Raw genomic sequence first — 15,476 nt, forward strand, 5'->3', positions numbered from 1 at the left:
CGGGAGCGACCGCCGTCGCGCTGGGTCCGCCTACGTCAGGTAGCGGTACGCCGGAGTGTCCGGCTCGAGCTGTTCGACGTCCAGCCGGGAGCGCTTCATCCGGTCCTGCAACCCGGACAGATCCGACGGGTCGCCGAGTTCCACGCCGACCAACGCCGCCCCGGTCTCGCGGTTGTTCCGCTTGACGTACTCGAACAGAGTGATGTCGTCGTCGGGACCGAGGACGTCGTCGAGGAAGCGGCGCAGCGCGCCCGGCTCCTGCGGGAAGTTCACCAGGAAGTAGTGCTTGAGACCGCGGTGCACCAACGACCGCTCGATGATCTCGCCGTAGCGGGAGACGTCGTTGTTGCCGCCCGAGACGAGTGCGACCACGGTGGCACCGGCGGGAAGATCGAGTTCGCGCACCGCGGTCGCCGCGAGCGCGCCCGCGGGCTCGGCGATGATCCCCTCGTTCTGGTACAGCTCGAGCATCGTCGAGCAGATCGCCCCCTCGCTCACATTCGTGATGGTGACGCTGCCCGGCGCGAGGTCGATCTCCGAGGCTTCGATCACCGGCACCCGCGGGTGCGAGGTGACGTCGGCGAGCACGGGGTGGTTCACCACCCGGGCCCCGGCGGCCGCCATCACGCCGTGCCCCAGGCCGCCGATGCGCTGCACCGCCGCACCGTCGACGAAGGAGTCGACGGTCGGCAGCGTGTACGGTGCACCGTTGACCAGCGCGGCCGCGAGCGACACGGCACCGTGCGGCTCCACGCCGACGATCGCGACGTCGGGGCACGCCGCACGCAGGTAGGTGACGATTCCGGCCATGCAGCCCGCACCGCCGACCGGCAACACGACGACGTCGGGATCGGCTCCGAGCTGCTCGAGGATCTCCTTGCCGATCGTGCCCTGCCCGGCCGCCGTGCGCGGGTCGTCGAAGGCATGGATCCACGTGGCGCCCGTGCGGATCACGTCGCTCTGGGCCGCGGCCGCCGCGGCGTCGTAGGTCTCACCGACCGGAATGAGCTCGACGAACCCTCGGCCATGCCACAGAATCCGGTCGCACTTCTGCTTGGGAGTGGTCGTCGGTACGTAGATCCGGCCCTTGACCTGCATGGTGGCGCACGCGAACGCGACGCCCTGTGCGTGATTGCCCGCGCTCGCCGCGACGACGCCTGCGGCCAGTTCATCTGCGCTCAGCTGCGCCATGACGTTGTAGGCGCCGCGGATCTTGTAGGAGCGGACGGTCTGCAGATCCTCGCGCTTGAGGTGCACCCGCGCACCGGTGGCGTCACTCAGGCGGGGGCAGTCCTCCAGCGGTGTCCGGCGTACGACGCCGTCCAGACGACGTGCCGCAGCCTCAATACTCGCCGGGGTGAGGGTCGAATCAGCGGCGGGAGTGGTGTTCGGCGATGAAGTCACGCTCTCCATCGTCCCACCGTTCACGAAGCAGCACATAGCCGCCCCACCACACCGTAATCACCGCGACTGCACTGGCCCACATCGACGCCGTCCCGGAGCCGGTGAAGGTGAACACGAGCGCGGCGACGACCACGCCGGCGACCACAGCGGCCAGCTTGTACAGCGGCCACGGCACCCCGAACACCGGAACCTGCACGGCGCGATGCACAGTTGCGGGCTGAGGTGCCTGTCGGATCAGCGTGGTCATATCCACAGTGTAGCTCAGTCGACGAGTTGAGATTCGGTGAACCGAATCTCGGTCTCGTGCCTGCCCTGCTCAGGTCAGACAGCTCGGGCCCAGGAGTGCCTTCAAATCCCCCATCAGGGCCGACGACGGCGCCACGCGCAGTGAGTCCATCAACCGCAACTGCGTCTGCTTCCGGTCGCTGACCAGCGTCACATGAACGTCGGAGGTCCCCGGATGACGCACGAGGATCTGTTTGAGCGCGCTGACCCGGTCGGGCGTGCAGACGCGGGCCGACAGCGTGAGATTCAGCGGCTTGGTGGTGCCGACCGCTGACAGGTCCGGAACCGCGAGGTCGTTGGCGCTGATCATCGTCGAATCGTCACGCTTGTTGACACGGGCCTTGACCAGGACGATGTTGTCGGGCACCAGGTCCATCCCGTACGCGACGTACGCGCGCGGGAAGAAGTACACCTCGACGCCGCCCACCATGTCCTCGAGCTGGACCGCCGCCCACGGCTCGCCCTTCTTGTTCACCCGTCGGGTCACCGAGGAGATGATGCCGCCGATGGTGATCTGCGCGCCGTCGGCCACCGACCCTTCGAGGAGCGCGGTGATCGAGGTGTCGGTCTGCGCCGCGATCGCGTGCTCCAGTCCTGCCAGTGGGTGACCGGACACGTACAGGCCCAGCATGTCTCGTTCGAGAGCGAGCTTGTGCTTGGTCTCCCACTCGTCCTCCGGCACCTTGACCGCGAACACGTCCGAGGCACCGCCGTCGTCGTCTCCGACACCGCCGAAGAGGTCGAACTGGCCGACCGCTTCGGCCTTCTTGGTCGACAGCACGGCGTCGATCGCCTCGGAGTGAACGAGGAACAGGCCCTTGCGGTCGTGACCGAGCGAATCGAAACCGCCGGCTTTGATCAGCGACTCGGTGACCTTCTTGCTGCACGCCTGCACGTCGATCTTGCCCAGGTAGTCCGAGAAGCTGGTGTAGGTGCCCTTCTCCTCGCGCGCCGAGATGATCGAGGAGACCACTCCGGACCCGACGTTGCGGATCGCGGCCAGACCGAATCGGATGTCCTCCCCCACCGCGGCGAAGTCGGCACGCGACTCGTTGACGTCGGGTGGCAGCACCGTGATGCCCATCTTGCGACAGTCCGCGAGGTAGATCGCCGCCTTGTCCTTGTCGTCGCCGACCGACGTCAGCAGCCCCGCCATGTACTCGGCCGGGTAGTTGGCCTTGAGATAGGCGGTCCAGAACGAGACCAGCCCGTAGCCGGCGGCGTGCGATTTGTTGAAGGCGTAGCCGGCGAACGGCAGAACCGTGTCCCACAGCGCGGTGATCGCACCCTGTGAGAAGCCGTTGTTCTTCATCCCCTCCGCGAAACCGTCGTAGGCCTCGTCGAGGATCTCCTTCTTCTTCTTTCCCATCGCGCGGCGGAGCAGGTCGGCCTGTCCGAGCGAGTAGCCCGCCACCTTCTGAGCGATCTGCATGATCTGCTCCTGGTAGACGATCAGGCCGTAGGTCTCCGCCAGGATCTCCTTGAGCGGCTCCTCCAACTCGGGATGGATCGGCTTGACGTCCTGCAGACCGTTCTTCCGCTTGGCGTAGTCGGTGTGCGCGTTCACACCCATCGGTCCCGGGCGGTACAGCGCCAACACGGCGACGATGTCCTCGAAGCCGGTGGGCTGCATCATCTTCAGCAGTTCGCGCATGGCCGCGCCGTCGAGCTGGAAGACGCCGAGCGTGTCGCCCCGCGCCAGCAGCTCGTAGGTCTTCGGATCCTCGAGCGGCAGCTTGTCGAGATCGAGGTCGATGCCGCGGTTGGTCTTGATGTTCTCGATCGCGTCACCGATGACCGTCAGGTTGCGCAACCCGAGGAAGTCCATCTTGAGCAGACCGATGGCCTCGCACGAGGGATAGTCCCAACCGGTGATGATGGCGCCGTCCTGCGCGCGCTTCCAGACCGGGATCGCGTCGGTGAGCGGTTCGCTCGACATGATCACCGCGCAGGCGTGCACGCCCGCGTTGCGGACCAGCCCCTCCAGGCCGAGGGCGGTGTCGTAGATCCGCTTGACGTCCGGATCGGTCTCGATCAGCGTGCGGACCTCGGTGGCCTCCGAGTACCGCTCGTGCTCGGGATCGGTGATGCCCCAGACCGGGATGTCCTTGGCCATGATCGGCGGCGGGAGCGCCTTGGTGATCCGGTCTGCGATCGCGAAGCCCGGCTGACCGAATTGGACGCGGGCCGAGTCCTTGATCGCGGCCTTGGTCTTGATCGTGCCGAAGGTGATGACCTGAGCCACTTTGTCGTGGCCCCACTTCTGGGAGGCGTAGGTGATCATCTCACCGCGGCGACGGTCGTCGAAGTCGATGTCGATGTCGGGCATCGACACGCGCTCGGGGTTGAGGAACCGCTCGAACAGCAGACCGTGCGGAATGGGATCGATGTTCGTGATGCCGAGGGCGTAGGCCACCAGCGATCCCGCGGCGCTGCCTCGTCCCGGCCCGACGCGGATCCCGACCTCCAGGGCGTGCCGGATGAGGTCGCCGACGACGAGGAAGTAGGCCGGGAAACCCATCTGGTTGATGACCGACAGTTCGTACTCGGCGCGCGAGATGTAGTCCGCGGGCGGATTGCCGTCGAACCGGCGGTCCAGACCGGCCATCACCTCGCGCGCCAGCCACGTCTCCTGCGTGTAGCCGTCCGGCACCGGGAAGATCGGCATCCGGTCGTGGTGCGCGTAGACCTCCTCGTACGACTGCACGCGTTCGCCGATCTCGAGCGTCGAATCGCAGCCGCCGGGGACGACGTCGTCCCACAGCGCTCGCATCTCCTCCGCCGACTTGAGGTAGTAGCCGTCGCCGTCGAACTTGAACCGTGTCGGGTCCGACAGCGTCTTGCCCGTCTGGAGGCACAGCAGCGCCTCGTGCGCCTTGGCGTGATCGCGGGTGACGTAGTGACAGTCGTTGGTGACCAGCGGCTTGATGCCGAGCTTGCGGCCGATGTCGAGGAGCCCCGACCGCACCCGCTGCTCGATCTCGAGGCCGTGCTCCATCAGCTCGAGGTAGAAGTTCTCCTTGCCGAAGATCTCCTGCCACTTGCCCGCCGCCTCGAGCGCCTCGGCCTCGTGGCCCAGCCGCAGCCGCGTCTGCACCTCACCGGACGGGCAGCCGGTGGTCGCGATGATCCCTTCGGCGTGCTCGGCGATGATCTCGGCGTCCATACGCGCCCACTTGCCGAGCTGTCCCTCGATCGACGCCAGCGACGACAGTTTGAAGAGGTTCCGCAGCCCGGTGGCGTTCTCGGCGACCATCGTCATATGCGTGTACGCACCCGAACCGGAGACGTCGTCGGACTTCTGGTCGCGCGTGCCCCACTGGATCCGCTTGGTGTTGAAACGGGACTCGGGTGCGATGTACGCCTCGATGCCGATGATCGGCTTGATGCCGTGCTTGCGCGCGGTGTTGTAGAACTCGCTCGCACCGAACATGTTGCCGTGGTCGGTCATCCCGATCGCCGTCATGCCCAGGCGCTCGGCCTCGGCGAACAACGGGGACATCTTCGCGGCACCGTCGAGCATCGAGTACTCGGTGTGATTGTGAAGATGAACGAACGACCCGGACACGCGGCGACTCCTTGAGGCGATCGAACCAACTTGAGACCACTCCACTGTAGAGAAGACCTCGGACACTTCCGCCGTGGCACGCGGACCTGTGACGGATGAGACGAGCGGCCCCGCGCGAGGGCCGATCACCTCCTCGTCTCACGGCTCCCGGAGAACGTCCAGGGCGTGCTGCAGATCGGCCGGGTACTCCGAGGTGAACTCCACGCGACGACCGTCGGCGGGGTGCGCGAAGGCCAGCATCCGGGCGTGCAGCCACTGCCGTTCGAGCCCCAGCCGGCCCGCGAGCCGGGGATCGGCGCCGTAGGTGGGGTCGCCGCAGCACGGATGGTGCATCGCCGAGAAGTGCACACGGATCTGGTGCGTGCGTCCGGTCTCCAGATGAACGTCGAGCAACGACGCCGAGGCGAACATCTCCAGGGTGTCGTAATGCGTCACGGATTCACGACCGCCCGCGGTGACGGCGAAACGCCAATCGGACCCGGGATGTCGACCGATCGGCGCGTCGATCGTCCCGGACGGCGGATCGAGGTGCCCCTGCACCAGCGCGTGGTACCGCTTCTCGACGGTGCGTTCCTTGAACGCCCGCTTCATCAGCGTGTACGCGCGTTCGGACGCGGCCACCACCATCACCCCCGAGGTGCCCGCGTCGAGGCGGTGCACGATGCCCTGGCGCTCGTGCGCACCCGAGGTGGAGATGCGGAAGCCGGCCGCCGCCAGCGCTCCGATGACGGTCGGCCCCGACCAGCCGAGCGACGGATGCGCCGCGACGCCCGCGGGCTTGTCGACGACGATGATGTCGGAGTCGTGGTAGAGCACCTCGAGGTCTTCGACCGGTGTCGGCTCCACCGTGAGCGGCTGCTCCGGCTCGGGAAGCAGCACGTCGAGCCACGATCCGGCCGCCAGCTTGTGGGACTTGCCCACCGGGACGCCGTCGACGGTGATGTCGCCGGCGTCGGCGAGCGTCGCGACCACCGTGCGCGAGAGACCGAGCACGCGCGCCACGCCCGCGTCCACGCGCATCCCGTGGAGACCGTCGGGGACCGGCATCGCCCGCGAGTCACGCATCGTGCTCCTCCTCGTCCTCGCCCGACTCCGCCGGGTGCTTCTCACTGCCGTGCCGAGCCGCCCATCCGGTGCGGGATCCGTCGTAGTCGTAACCGAGCAGGGTCAGCACGACCAACAGAACCGCACCGCAGACGACCGCCGAATCGGCCATGTTGAAGGTGGGCCACCAACTGCCCACCTGAATGAAGTCGACCACATGGCCGCGCAGCGGCGCCGGATCGCGGAACATCCGGTCGGTGAGATTGCCCAGCGCCCCGCCCAGCACCAGGCCCAGGCCGATCACCCAGCCCAGCGAACCGAGCCGCTTGGCGTAGCGCGCGATCACCACGACGACGGCCAGCGCGACGAAGGTCAGCACCCACGTGTAGCCGGTGGCCATGGAGAACGCCGCGCCGCTGTTGCGGACCAGGTGAAAGGTGAGGAAGTCGCCGATCACCGACACCGTCTCACCGGGTTCCATCTTCGCAACCACCAGCACCTTGCTGAGGACGTCGATCAGGTACGCGGCGACCGCCACCGCGATGAGAACGGGGATCAGCCCGACTCCGCGGCGGCGCGCCGGGTCTCCGGCGCGCTGCGCCGCAGGTTGGTTCATGACCTCAATTCTCCACATCGGCCGCGGCGGCGTCGCACCCCGCCTCGTCGGGACGGCCCGCGGCCCGCACTACTCTGGCTCGGGTGACTGTCTCGTCTCCGGTTTCCCCGCGTTCCACCACTGCCCGCCGCGCCGTCGGCATGGCCGCCGCGGCGGTCGTTCTGGCGTCCGGCGCCGCGGCGTGTTCGTCGTCGAACGACGCCTCCGGCGACGGTCCGTGTGCCACGACGCCGGCCAGCAAGTCCGACGGCGCGCGGTCGATCACCGTGCCCGACGCCGAGGTGACCGTCCTCTCCCCCGGCGAGGGTCCGGCGCAGCCGCTCACCGTCTCGCCGAGGACCGATGCCGCCCAGCGGGTCACGCTGGAGACCTCGTCGCTCGAGGCGAGCGTGGCACCGACCTCGCGCACGGAGAACACCAATCAGGTGCAGAAGACCGAGCAGCAACTCGTCACTCCGATCACCGCGCGCGCCGTGTGCGACGATCCGAGCAGTCTCGAGTTCTCCATCGGAACGCCCACCAGCAAGGACACCGCTCTCGACGGCCTGCTCGGCGCGCTCGACGGATCCACGGGCGGCATCTCGTACGCCCCGGGCCTGGTGCCCACCCGGCTGCGCCTCAAGCCAGACGAATCGTCCGAGTCACCCGCACGCAGCGCGCTGGAGCAGTCGCTCGTCGGGGCGCTCGACTACGCGGTGCCGGTGCCGACCACCCCGGTGGCCCCGGGTGCCCGATGGCAGTCGGTGCGGACGGTGTCCGCGGCCGCGACGGTCACCCAGACCATGACCGTGACACTGACCGCTCGCGAAGGCGACATCCTCAAACTCGACGTGCGGGTCGACGAGACACCGGTCGACTCGGTCTTCTCTATCCCGGGGTCCGACGCGAAGCTGCACATCGCGAAGTTCTCGATGAGCGGCTCGGGCTCGTTGACGGTCGATCTCCGCTCGCTGCTGCCGGTCTCGGGCGACCTCACGATGAAGGGCGGCCGCGAACTGACCGGCGACGACCCCAACCGGCCCATCCTGCAGCAGAACGAATTCACCCTCGCCTGGCGGAAGTCGGAATGACTCCGCGCCTGGCGAGGGCGAATGGGTGTGCTCCGGTCAGCGGCTGACCGGAATCAGCCCGCGGCCTTCTTGCTCGAGGTCGCGCTCTTGGCCTTGCTCGACGGCGACACGCACAGCGGCGACTGCACGTCGGTCTGGCTCAGCAGCGGGCAGACGGTCTCCTTGGAGAGCTTCCAGCGGCCGTTGTCGAAGACGATCGACGCGTCGATCTTGGTCGGCGGGTTGTTCGGCAGCTTCACCTCGACCTTCACCTTGGCTCGGTTGGGCCCGGCCTTCAGGATCGGCTTCTTGATCTCGTAGGTGACGTCCGGGTTCTCCTTCTTGGCCTTCACCAGCTGCGTGAAGAGGTTCGGGTCCACCTCGGAGCCCTCGACCAGGTCGGTCTTGGCCGCCGGCTTGATATTCGGATCGAGCGCCTTCTGAAGCATGTCGTTGAGTGCGGCGACGCCGGGAACCTTGTTCGGGTTCGTCATCTCGGCCTCGGTGCCGGTGGCCGCACTGCTCGTGGCCGCGGCGCTGGACGTGGTGGCACTGGGCACGGGCGGAGCGTCGGAGTTGTCGTTGCCGCCGCACGCCGCGGTCGCGGCGATGGCGCCGGCAAGCACGGCACCGGTCACGATTCTGCGAATGTTCACCGAAGTAGTCCTCACATTGGGGTCGGATTCCAGCGGGCCCTCCCAGACCCGAACTCAGACCACTATGCCAAAGAGCCCGCGATCCGCACACTCGCTCAGGCCGGTATCGGGTGACTTCTCAGCTTGGTCTCATCTGTCTCGCCAGCCCCACCGCGAGCTGCAGACACGATCGACGCGGGATGCAAGAATCGAGACCATGAGCACACGTCAGGTCGTGATGATCACCACTGGCGGCACCGCCGCCTCGCAGACCACCGACGACGGGGCCGTGCCGGTCCTGCACGCGGCCGACCTCGTCCCGGCGACCGCCGACGACGTCCGGGTCGCACCCGTCGAGCTGATGGCCAAGGACTCGTCGGCGATGACCGTCCGCGACCAGTTCGCAATCGTCGCAGCGATCGCCGAGGCCTTCGCCGATCCCGCGGTCGCCGGAGTGGTGGTGACGCATGGAACCGACACTCTCGAGGAGACCGCCTACTTGGCGGACGTCTTCGCCGCCGACCCCCGCCCGGTGGTGTTCACCGGCGCGCAGTTCCCGGCCGATCACCCGCTCTCCGACGGTCCGGCCAACATCGCCGCCGCGGTGGCGCTGGCGGCCGACGCGGACTCGCGCGGACGCGGTGTGCTGGTGGCGATCGGCGGCCGGGTTCTCGGCGCGCGCGGCGTGTTCAAGACCTCGACCACCGAGGTCACCGCATTCGACACCGTCCATCCCGACCTGCCGCGACCGCTGGTCTCGGACACTCTTCCCGAGGGCAGGCCGGCCCGTGTCGACCTGCTCGCGCTCTACCCCGGCGTCTCACCCGGCACCATCGCGTCGGCGGTCGCCCAGCGGGCGGCGGGCATCGTGCTGTCGGCGACCGGCTCTGGCAACACCCATCCCGACATCACCGCCGAGGTGAATCTCGCGGTGCAGCGCGACGTGGCGGTGGTCGTGTCGACCCGGGTCCCGTACGGCCCGGTGGAGCCGACCTACGGTGGTGGTGGCGGCGGCGTCGATCTCGTCCGGGCCGGCGCGATCTTCTCCCCGTGGCTGCGGGCGCCGCAGGCGCGGATGGCCCTCATCGCCCTGCTCTCCCGCGGCGCCGACGCCGACGCGATCGCCGCCTTCTTCGCGGCGTCGTCCCCCTGACCGCACAGCCCCAGCTGTACTGTCTAGTCCGGATCCCCCGATTCGGCGACCTCGTCCCAGGCGAGGCTGTCGAGCGGGTCCGCCCGCGTCAGTCTCGGCTCGGGCAGTCGGAAGGTCTGCGCGCGGCCCGGACCGGTCGCGCGCGTCTCGAACCGGACGGTCACGAAGCCGTGACCCCCGCCCTGCACCCATCCGTGGCCGTGATCGGGATGCGAGACGTCGGTACCGGTGGGCCAGTCGACGACGGGTTCGGCGGCGGTGTCCTCGTCCGGGACGCCGGGCGCACCAGTGGCCGCAGCCCCCGTGCCGGAGGGCGACGCGGAGTCACCGAGGTCACCGAGATCGGGAAACAGCGTCTCCTGGTGAGTGTCCGACAACCCGGAGTATCCGACGCCGACCAGGCGGATCGGCCCCACCTCCAAGGGATCGAGCATCACCCGGTGCGCCGCCGCGGTCAGCGCATCGAGGTCGGTCGTCGGCGCGGGCAGAGTGGTCGAGCGGGTCAGGATCGACATGTCGGAGCGGCGCAACTTCACCACCACGGTCCGCGCGCCGCGGCCGTCCGCCAGCAGCCGTCGATGCGCATGCGACGCCGCGCCCGAGACGGCCGCCCGGAGTTCGGCCGCGCGCACGATGTCGACCGCGAAGGTCGATTCGGCGCTGATCTGCTTCGCCTCCGCCCGCTCGGTCACCGGGCGATCGTCGATCCCGCGCGCGAGCCGGTGCAGCGACGGTCCCGCGGTGGCGCCGAGGACCGAGGCGACCTCGACATCCGAGAGCGCCGCCAGGTCGCCGATGGTCTCCACTCCCAGCCGAGCCAGTCGGTCTCCGGTCACCGGGCCGATCCCCCACAGCTTGCGCACCGGCAGCGCTTGCAGGAAGTCCAATTCCGTGGACGGCGGAATCACCTTGGCCCCATCGGGTTTGGCCATTCCGGAGGCGATCTTGGCGATCTGTTTGCCCGAGCCGAAGCCCACCGAAGCGGGCAGCCCCGTCTCCTCCCGGATCGCGGCGCGCAGCCGGTGGGCGAAGTCGAGCGCGTCGGCGGCGGTGGCGCCCGCGAGCTCCTGCGGTTCGCCGAACGCCTCGTCGAACGAGAGCGTCTCGATGACCGGGACGAAGGTTCTCACGAGTCCGAAGACGCGGCGGCTCACCACCGAGTACACCGATCCGCGCGGCGGAACCACCACCGCGGAGCCGCCGACCAGCCGCCGCGCCTGATGCATCGGCATCGCCGAACGGGCACCGAACGTCCGCGACTCGTAGCTGGCTCCGGCCACCACGCCGCGGCCACCGGTGCCGCCGACGAGCACCGGACGCCCGGCCAGGGTCGGCCGCGTGAGCTGCTCCACCGACGCGAAGAAGGCATCCATGTCGATGTGCAGCACCCAGCGCGCGCTGCGCTCCCCGCCGGCGGTGCCGGGTGCGGAGTCAGTCACGGGGACGGCGGCACAGGGCCAGCACTCGGGGATCGGTGGTGACGAAGCGGTCGACCTCTTCACCCGCGTCGCAGCGCAGCAGCGCGATGGTCGCCGAGTCCGGCCGCAGCGACACGACCTCCCACTGCGCGCCGTTGTCCTCCCAGCGCTGGAGTCGCTCGAGATCGTCGCCGCTCATGGCCCGATTCTATCGCCGGCCCCGCGGGCGTACTCTCGGCAGACGTGCCTTTCCTTCGATATGCAGCATTGGGCGACTCCTTCACCGAAGGAGTCGGGGACCACGACCCGCAGCGGCCGAACGGAGTCCGCGGCTGGGCGGACCGGGTGGCGGCCGAGTTGGCGCGGCTCGAGCCCGGCGCCGAGTACGCCAACCTCGCCATCCGCGGTCGCAAGCTCGAGCCGATCGTGGCCGAACAGGTGGAGCCGGCGCTCGCACTCGACCCGGATCTGATCACCCTCTACGCCGGCGGCAACGACATCCTCCGGCCCAAGGTCGACATCGACGCCCTGCTCTCGACGTACGACGCCGCCGTGGCGCGACTGACCGAGTCCGGTGCGCGACTCGTGCTGTTCACCGCGCACGATCCGGGCGGCTGGCCCCTCTTCAGCGCCCTTCGCGGGCGCTTCGCGATCTACAACGAGGGCGTCCGCGAGATCGCCGACCGCCACGGCGCCACCATCGTCGACTTCTGGCGGATCGACGACTACCGCGACGTCCGCCTCTGGGACTTCGATCGGCTGCACATGTCGGCCGCGGGCCATCAGCGCATGGCGATCGCCGTGCTCGACGCGCTCGGCGTCGAGCACGGCCTCCGGCCGCTGGAGCAGGCCCCGCTCCCCGACCTGTCGCCCGCCCGCCGGCGCGCCGAGAACCGGCGTTGGATCAGGGAGTTCGCCGTGCCGTGGATCGGCAGACGCCTGCGCGGCACCTCCAGCGGCGACGACCTCTCGCCCAGGTTCCCGGAGATGACCGCGCTCGGCGCGTGAGCCGAGCGGCGTCTACGCCTTCTCGATGTCGGCGGTGACGCCGTCTCCGAGTTCGATCGCCCCCGGTCGGTCCGAGGTCACGTCGAACGCGGTCGCCAACACCTCGCCGGCGATCATGTCCGAATGACGCCTCGCGGTCCCCACCCGCTCCTCGGGCACCGCCAGGCGCACCGAGATGCGGTCGGAGATCTCCAGCCCGAGGTTGCGGCGCGCGTCCTGCAGTTCGCGGACCCGGTCCTTCGCCCAGCCCTCGGCTTCGAGTGCGGGCGTCACCGCCGTGTCGAGGACCACCAGACCCGCCCCGCCCGGCATCTCGGCGGTCGAATCGGGTGCGACGGCGACCAGCTTCCGTGAGAACTCCTCGCCCTTCAGGACGATCCCGTCGGCGACGACGGTCTGTTCGCCGGTCTCCGGATCGGTGCCGAACTCCCAGTCGCCCGACTTCACCGCCTTGATCGCGCGCTGGACGTCCTTGCCGATCCGCGGCCCGGCCGCTCGTGCGTTCACGGCCACCTCCACGCGGCCGACGGCGTCGACGTCGGTCGAGAGCACGACCTGCTTGACGTTCATCTCGTCGGCGATCAGATCGGTGTACGGCGCCATCCGTTCGGCCGCGGGCGCGGCGACGGTCAGCGCCGGAAGCGGGAGACGGACGCGCAGCTTGTTGGCCTTGCGGACACTCGACGCGACCGAGCACACGGTCTGCACCTGATCCATGGCCGCCACCAGTTCCGTATCGGAGGGCAGCTCGTCCTCGGCCGGCCAGTCGGTCAGGTGCACCGACCGTTCACCGGTCAATCCCCGCCACATCGCCTCGGTGGCCAGCGGAAGCAGCGGTGCGGCGAGCCGGCCCGCCACCTCCAGCACCGTGTACAGCGTGTCGAAGGCGTCGGGGTCGGTGTCCTGGCCCGCCCAGAACCGGGCCCGCGACCGCCGCACGTACCAGTTGGTCAGCGACTGGCAGAACTCGCGGAAACTCTCGCAGGCGCCGGCGATGTCGTAGACGTCGAGCGCCGCGGTCATCTCGTCGCGCGTCTGGGCCAGTTTGGCGAGGATGTAGCGGTCGAGGACGTGCTGCGAATCGGTGCGCCACGTGGCCGGGCGCTCCGCGTACAGCTGCAGGAAGCTGTATGCGTTCCACATCGGCAGCAGAGCCTGGCGCACTCCCTCGCGGATGCCGCGCTCGGTGACCACCAGGTTGCCGCCGCGCAGGATCGGCGAGGCCATCAGGAACCAGCGCATCGCATCGGAGCCGTCGCGGTCGAATACCTCGTTGACGTCGGGGTAGTTGCGCTTGGACTTGCTCATCTTCTGACCGTCATCGCCGAGCACGATGCCGTGTGCGGCCACCGTTTTGAACGCGGGGCGGTCGAAGAGGGCGGTGGCCAGCACGTGCAGGTTGTAGAACCAGCCGCGGGTCTGTCCGTTGTACTCGACGATGAAGTCGCCCGGATTGTGCGCCAGCTGATCGCCGCCGCCGTCGAACCACTCGGTGTTCTCGAACGGGTAATGCACCTGCGCGTACGGCATCGACCCGGACTCGAACCAGCAGTCCAGGACCTCCGGCACGCGTCGCATCGTCGAACGCCCGGTCGGATCGTCGGGATTCGGCCGGGTCAGTTCGTCGATGTGGGGCCGGTGCAGGTTCTCCGGCCGCACCCCGAAGTCGCGCTCGAGCTCGTCGAGACTGCCGTAGACGTCAACCCGCGGGTACGCCGGATCGTCGGAGACCCATACCGGGATCGGCGCTCCCCAGAAGCGGTTGCGGCTGATGTTCCAGTCCTTGGCTCCGGCGAGCCACTTGCCGAACTGCCCGTCCCGGATGTGGGCCGGCGACCAGGTGATCTGCTGGTTCAACTCCAGCATCCGGTCCTTGATCTCGGTGACGGCGACGAACCACGACGGCACGGCCATGTAGATCAGCGGCTGGCCCGACCGCCACGAGTGCGGGTAGGAGTGCTCGATGGTCTCGTGCCGAAGGATGCGGCCCGCCGCCTTGAGATCTCTGATGATGTTCGGGTTGGCGTCGAAGACCATCTGGCCCTGGTACGGCGGCACCAGATCGGTGAAACGGCCGCCCGGATCGAGCGGCTGCACCACCTCGATGCCGTTGGCGGTCGCGACGTCCATGTCCTCCTCACCGAAGGCCGGCGCGAGATGGACGACGCCGGTGCCGCTGTCGGTGGTGACGTAGTCGGCCAGCAGCACCACGTGCGAGGCGGGGTGGCCGAGGAAGAAGTCGAACGGCGGTCGGTAACTCAGCCCCGCCAGTTCCTTGCCGAGGTACACCCCGACCGTCTCCGGTTCGCCGAGTTCCTTCGCGTACGCACCGACAAGAGCCGAGGCCAGCAGGTACTCGTCGCCGTCGGCGGTCCGCACATGCGAGTACTCGGTCTCGGGATGTACCGCGATCGCCAGGTTCGACGGAAGGGTCCACGGCGTCGTCGTCCAGATCAGCGCGTTGACGCCGTCGAGCGGTGATCCCGGCGCGGAGAGCGGCATCGTCACGGTGACCGCCGGATCCTGGCGCATGCGGTAGGCGTCGTCGAGCTTGGACTCCTGGTTGCTCAGCGGCGTCTGCTCGTACCAGGAGTACGGGAGCACGCGGTATCCCTGGTACACCAGGCCCTTGTCGTGCAGGCGCTTGAAGGCCCACATGACCGACTCCATGAAGTCCAGATCGAGCGTCTTGTAGTCGTTCTCGAAGTCGACCCAGCGGGCCTGCCGGGTGACGTAGTCGCGCCACTCGCCCGTGTAGCGGAGAACCGAGTCGCGGCAGTATTCGTTGAACTTGTCGACGCCCATCGTCTCGATCTCCGATTTATCGGTGATCCCGAGTTGCCGCTCGGCCTCGAGTTCGGCGGGCAGACCGTGGGTGTCCCAGCCGAATCGGCGGTCGACCTTCTTACCGCGCATCGTCTGGTACCGCGGGATCACGTCTTTGACGTAACCGGTGAGCAGGTGGCCGTAGTGCGGAAGTCCGTTGGCGAAGGGCGGACCGTCGTAGAACACGAACTCCGGTGCGTCCTCGCGATTGGCGATCGACGCCTTGAAGGTGTCGTCCTCCGCCCAGTACTGCAGGACGGTCTCCTCGACCTGGGGAAACGACGGCGCTCCCCGCCCGGTTCCGTCGGTCAGATCGACGATCGGGTAGGCGCGCGCCGTGGTGCTCTGCTGTGATTCGGGGGTCGTGTCGCTCACGCGCTGCTCCTCGTGCCTGGTCTTCGCCGACGCTCTCGTCGGCCCTGTGGGCACGGGGACGCGACTGTGTGGACTCGCCTGAGTTCACGGTCTGC

General features: G+C 68.6%; 12 protein-coding genes. 3 read left to right on the top strand and 9 right to left on the bottom strand.

All coding sequences use genetic code 11. From position 1 onward, the window contains the following. Positions 1-30: 30 nt before the first annotated feature. From ilvA to lspA, 5 genes are all read right to left on the bottom strand, one after another. The gene (gene ilvA / locus P5P27_RS11165) at positions 31-1,413 is read right to left on the bottom strand and encodes a threonine ammonia-lyase IlvA (protein WP_278123990.1); all 1,383 of its coding nucleotides are present in this window, start codon (positions 1,411-1,413) and stop codon (positions 31-33) included. Beyond that, complete coding sequence (locus P5P27_RS11170) at positions 1,370-1,651, bottom strand: hypothetical protein (RefSeq protein ID WP_039866952.1); 282 nt, start codon at positions 1,649-1,651, stop codon at positions 1,370-1,372. The genes ilvA and P5P27_RS11170 overlap by 44 nt, the downstream gene beginning before the upstream one ends. A gap of 69 nt (positions 1,652-1,720) precedes the next feature. Continuing rightward, the gene (dnaE, locus tag P5P27_RS11175; RefSeq protein WP_006895348.1) at positions 1,721-5,257 is read right to left on the bottom strand and encodes a DNA polymerase III subunit alpha; all 3,537 of its coding nucleotides are present in this window, start codon (positions 5,255-5,257) and stop codon (positions 1,721-1,723) included. 138 nt (positions 5,258-5,395) lie between these two features. After that, a complete protein-coding gene (locus P5P27_RS11180; RefSeq protein WP_278123994.1) occupies positions 5,396-6,322 on the bottom strand; it encodes an RluA family pseudouridine synthase in 927 nt (308 codons plus the stop codon). Then, the gene (gene lspA / locus P5P27_RS11185; RefSeq protein WP_278123996.1) at positions 6,315-6,917 is read right to left on the bottom strand and encodes a signal peptidase II; all 603 of its coding nucleotides are present in this window, start codon (positions 6,915-6,917) and stop codon (positions 6,315-6,317) included. Before lspA ends, P5P27_RS11180 begins: the two co-directional genes overlap by 8 nt. Positions 6,918-7,000: 83 nt before the next feature. Here lspA and P5P27_RS11190 point away from each other — a divergent pair, with 83 nt between their 5' ends. Continuing rightward, complete coding sequence (locus P5P27_RS11190) at positions 7,001-7,987, top strand: hypothetical protein (protein ID WP_278123998.1); 987 nt, start codon at positions 7,001-7,003, stop codon at positions 7,985-7,987. Positions 7,988-8,040: 53 nt separating this feature from the next. On the opposite strand, the gene P5P27_RS11195 is transcribed toward P5P27_RS11190, so the two are convergent. Continuing rightward, on the bottom strand, positions 8,041-8,622 hold the full coding sequence (locus P5P27_RS11195) for a WKL family lipoprotein (protein WP_006895344.1): 582 nt from the start codon (positions 8,620-8,622) through the stop codon (positions 8,041-8,043). Between the two features lie 196 nt (positions 8,623-8,818). On the opposite strand from P5P27_RS11195, the gene P5P27_RS11200 reads away from it, so the two are divergent. After that, positions 8,819-9,754, top strand: coding sequence for an asparaginase (locus tag P5P27_RS11200; RefSeq protein WP_006895343.1), 936 nt, complete (start codon positions 8,819-8,821; stop codon positions 9,752-9,754). 23 nt (positions 9,755-9,777) lie between these two features. Here the strand turns inward: P5P27_RS11200 and P5P27_RS11205 are convergent, their stop codons facing one another. Together P5P27_RS11205 and P5P27_RS11210 are read right to left on the bottom strand one after the other, a co-directional pair. Then, positions 9,778-11,127, bottom strand: a complete 1,350-nt coding sequence (locus tag P5P27_RS11205; protein ID WP_045537446.1) for a DNA polymerase IV — start codon at positions 11,125-11,127, stop codon at positions 9,778-9,780. 58 nt (positions 11,128-11,185) lie between these two features. Beyond that, a complete protein-coding gene (locus P5P27_RS11210; RefSeq protein ID WP_006895341.1) occupies positions 11,186-11,371 on the bottom strand; it encodes a hypothetical protein in 186 nt (61 codons plus the stop codon). A gap of 44 nt (positions 11,372-11,415) precedes the next feature. Here P5P27_RS11210 and P5P27_RS11215 point away from each other — a divergent pair, with 44 nt between their 5' ends. Then, positions 11,416-12,180 (top strand): SGNH/GDSL hydrolase family protein, encoded by a 765-nt coding sequence (locus P5P27_RS11215; protein ID WP_039866949.1) that lies wholly within the window; start codon positions 11,416-11,418, stop codon positions 12,178-12,180. A gap of 12 nt (positions 12,181-12,192) precedes the next feature. On the opposite strand, the gene ileS is transcribed toward P5P27_RS11215, so the two are convergent. Continuing rightward, the gene (gene ileS, locus P5P27_RS11220) at positions 12,193-15,381 is read right to left on the bottom strand and encodes an isoleucine--tRNA ligase (RefSeq protein WP_278124001.1); all 3,189 of its coding nucleotides are present in this window, start codon (positions 15,379-15,381) and stop codon (positions 12,193-12,195) included. Positions 15,382-15,476 lie beyond the last annotated feature (95 nt).

Origin of the sequence: Gordonia sihwensis (assembly GCF_029632925.1) — a bacterium.
In the GTDB taxonomy this organism is placed as follows: domain Bacteria; phylum Actinomycetota; class Actinomycetes; order Mycobacteriales; family Mycobacteriaceae; genus Gordonia; species Gordonia sihwensis.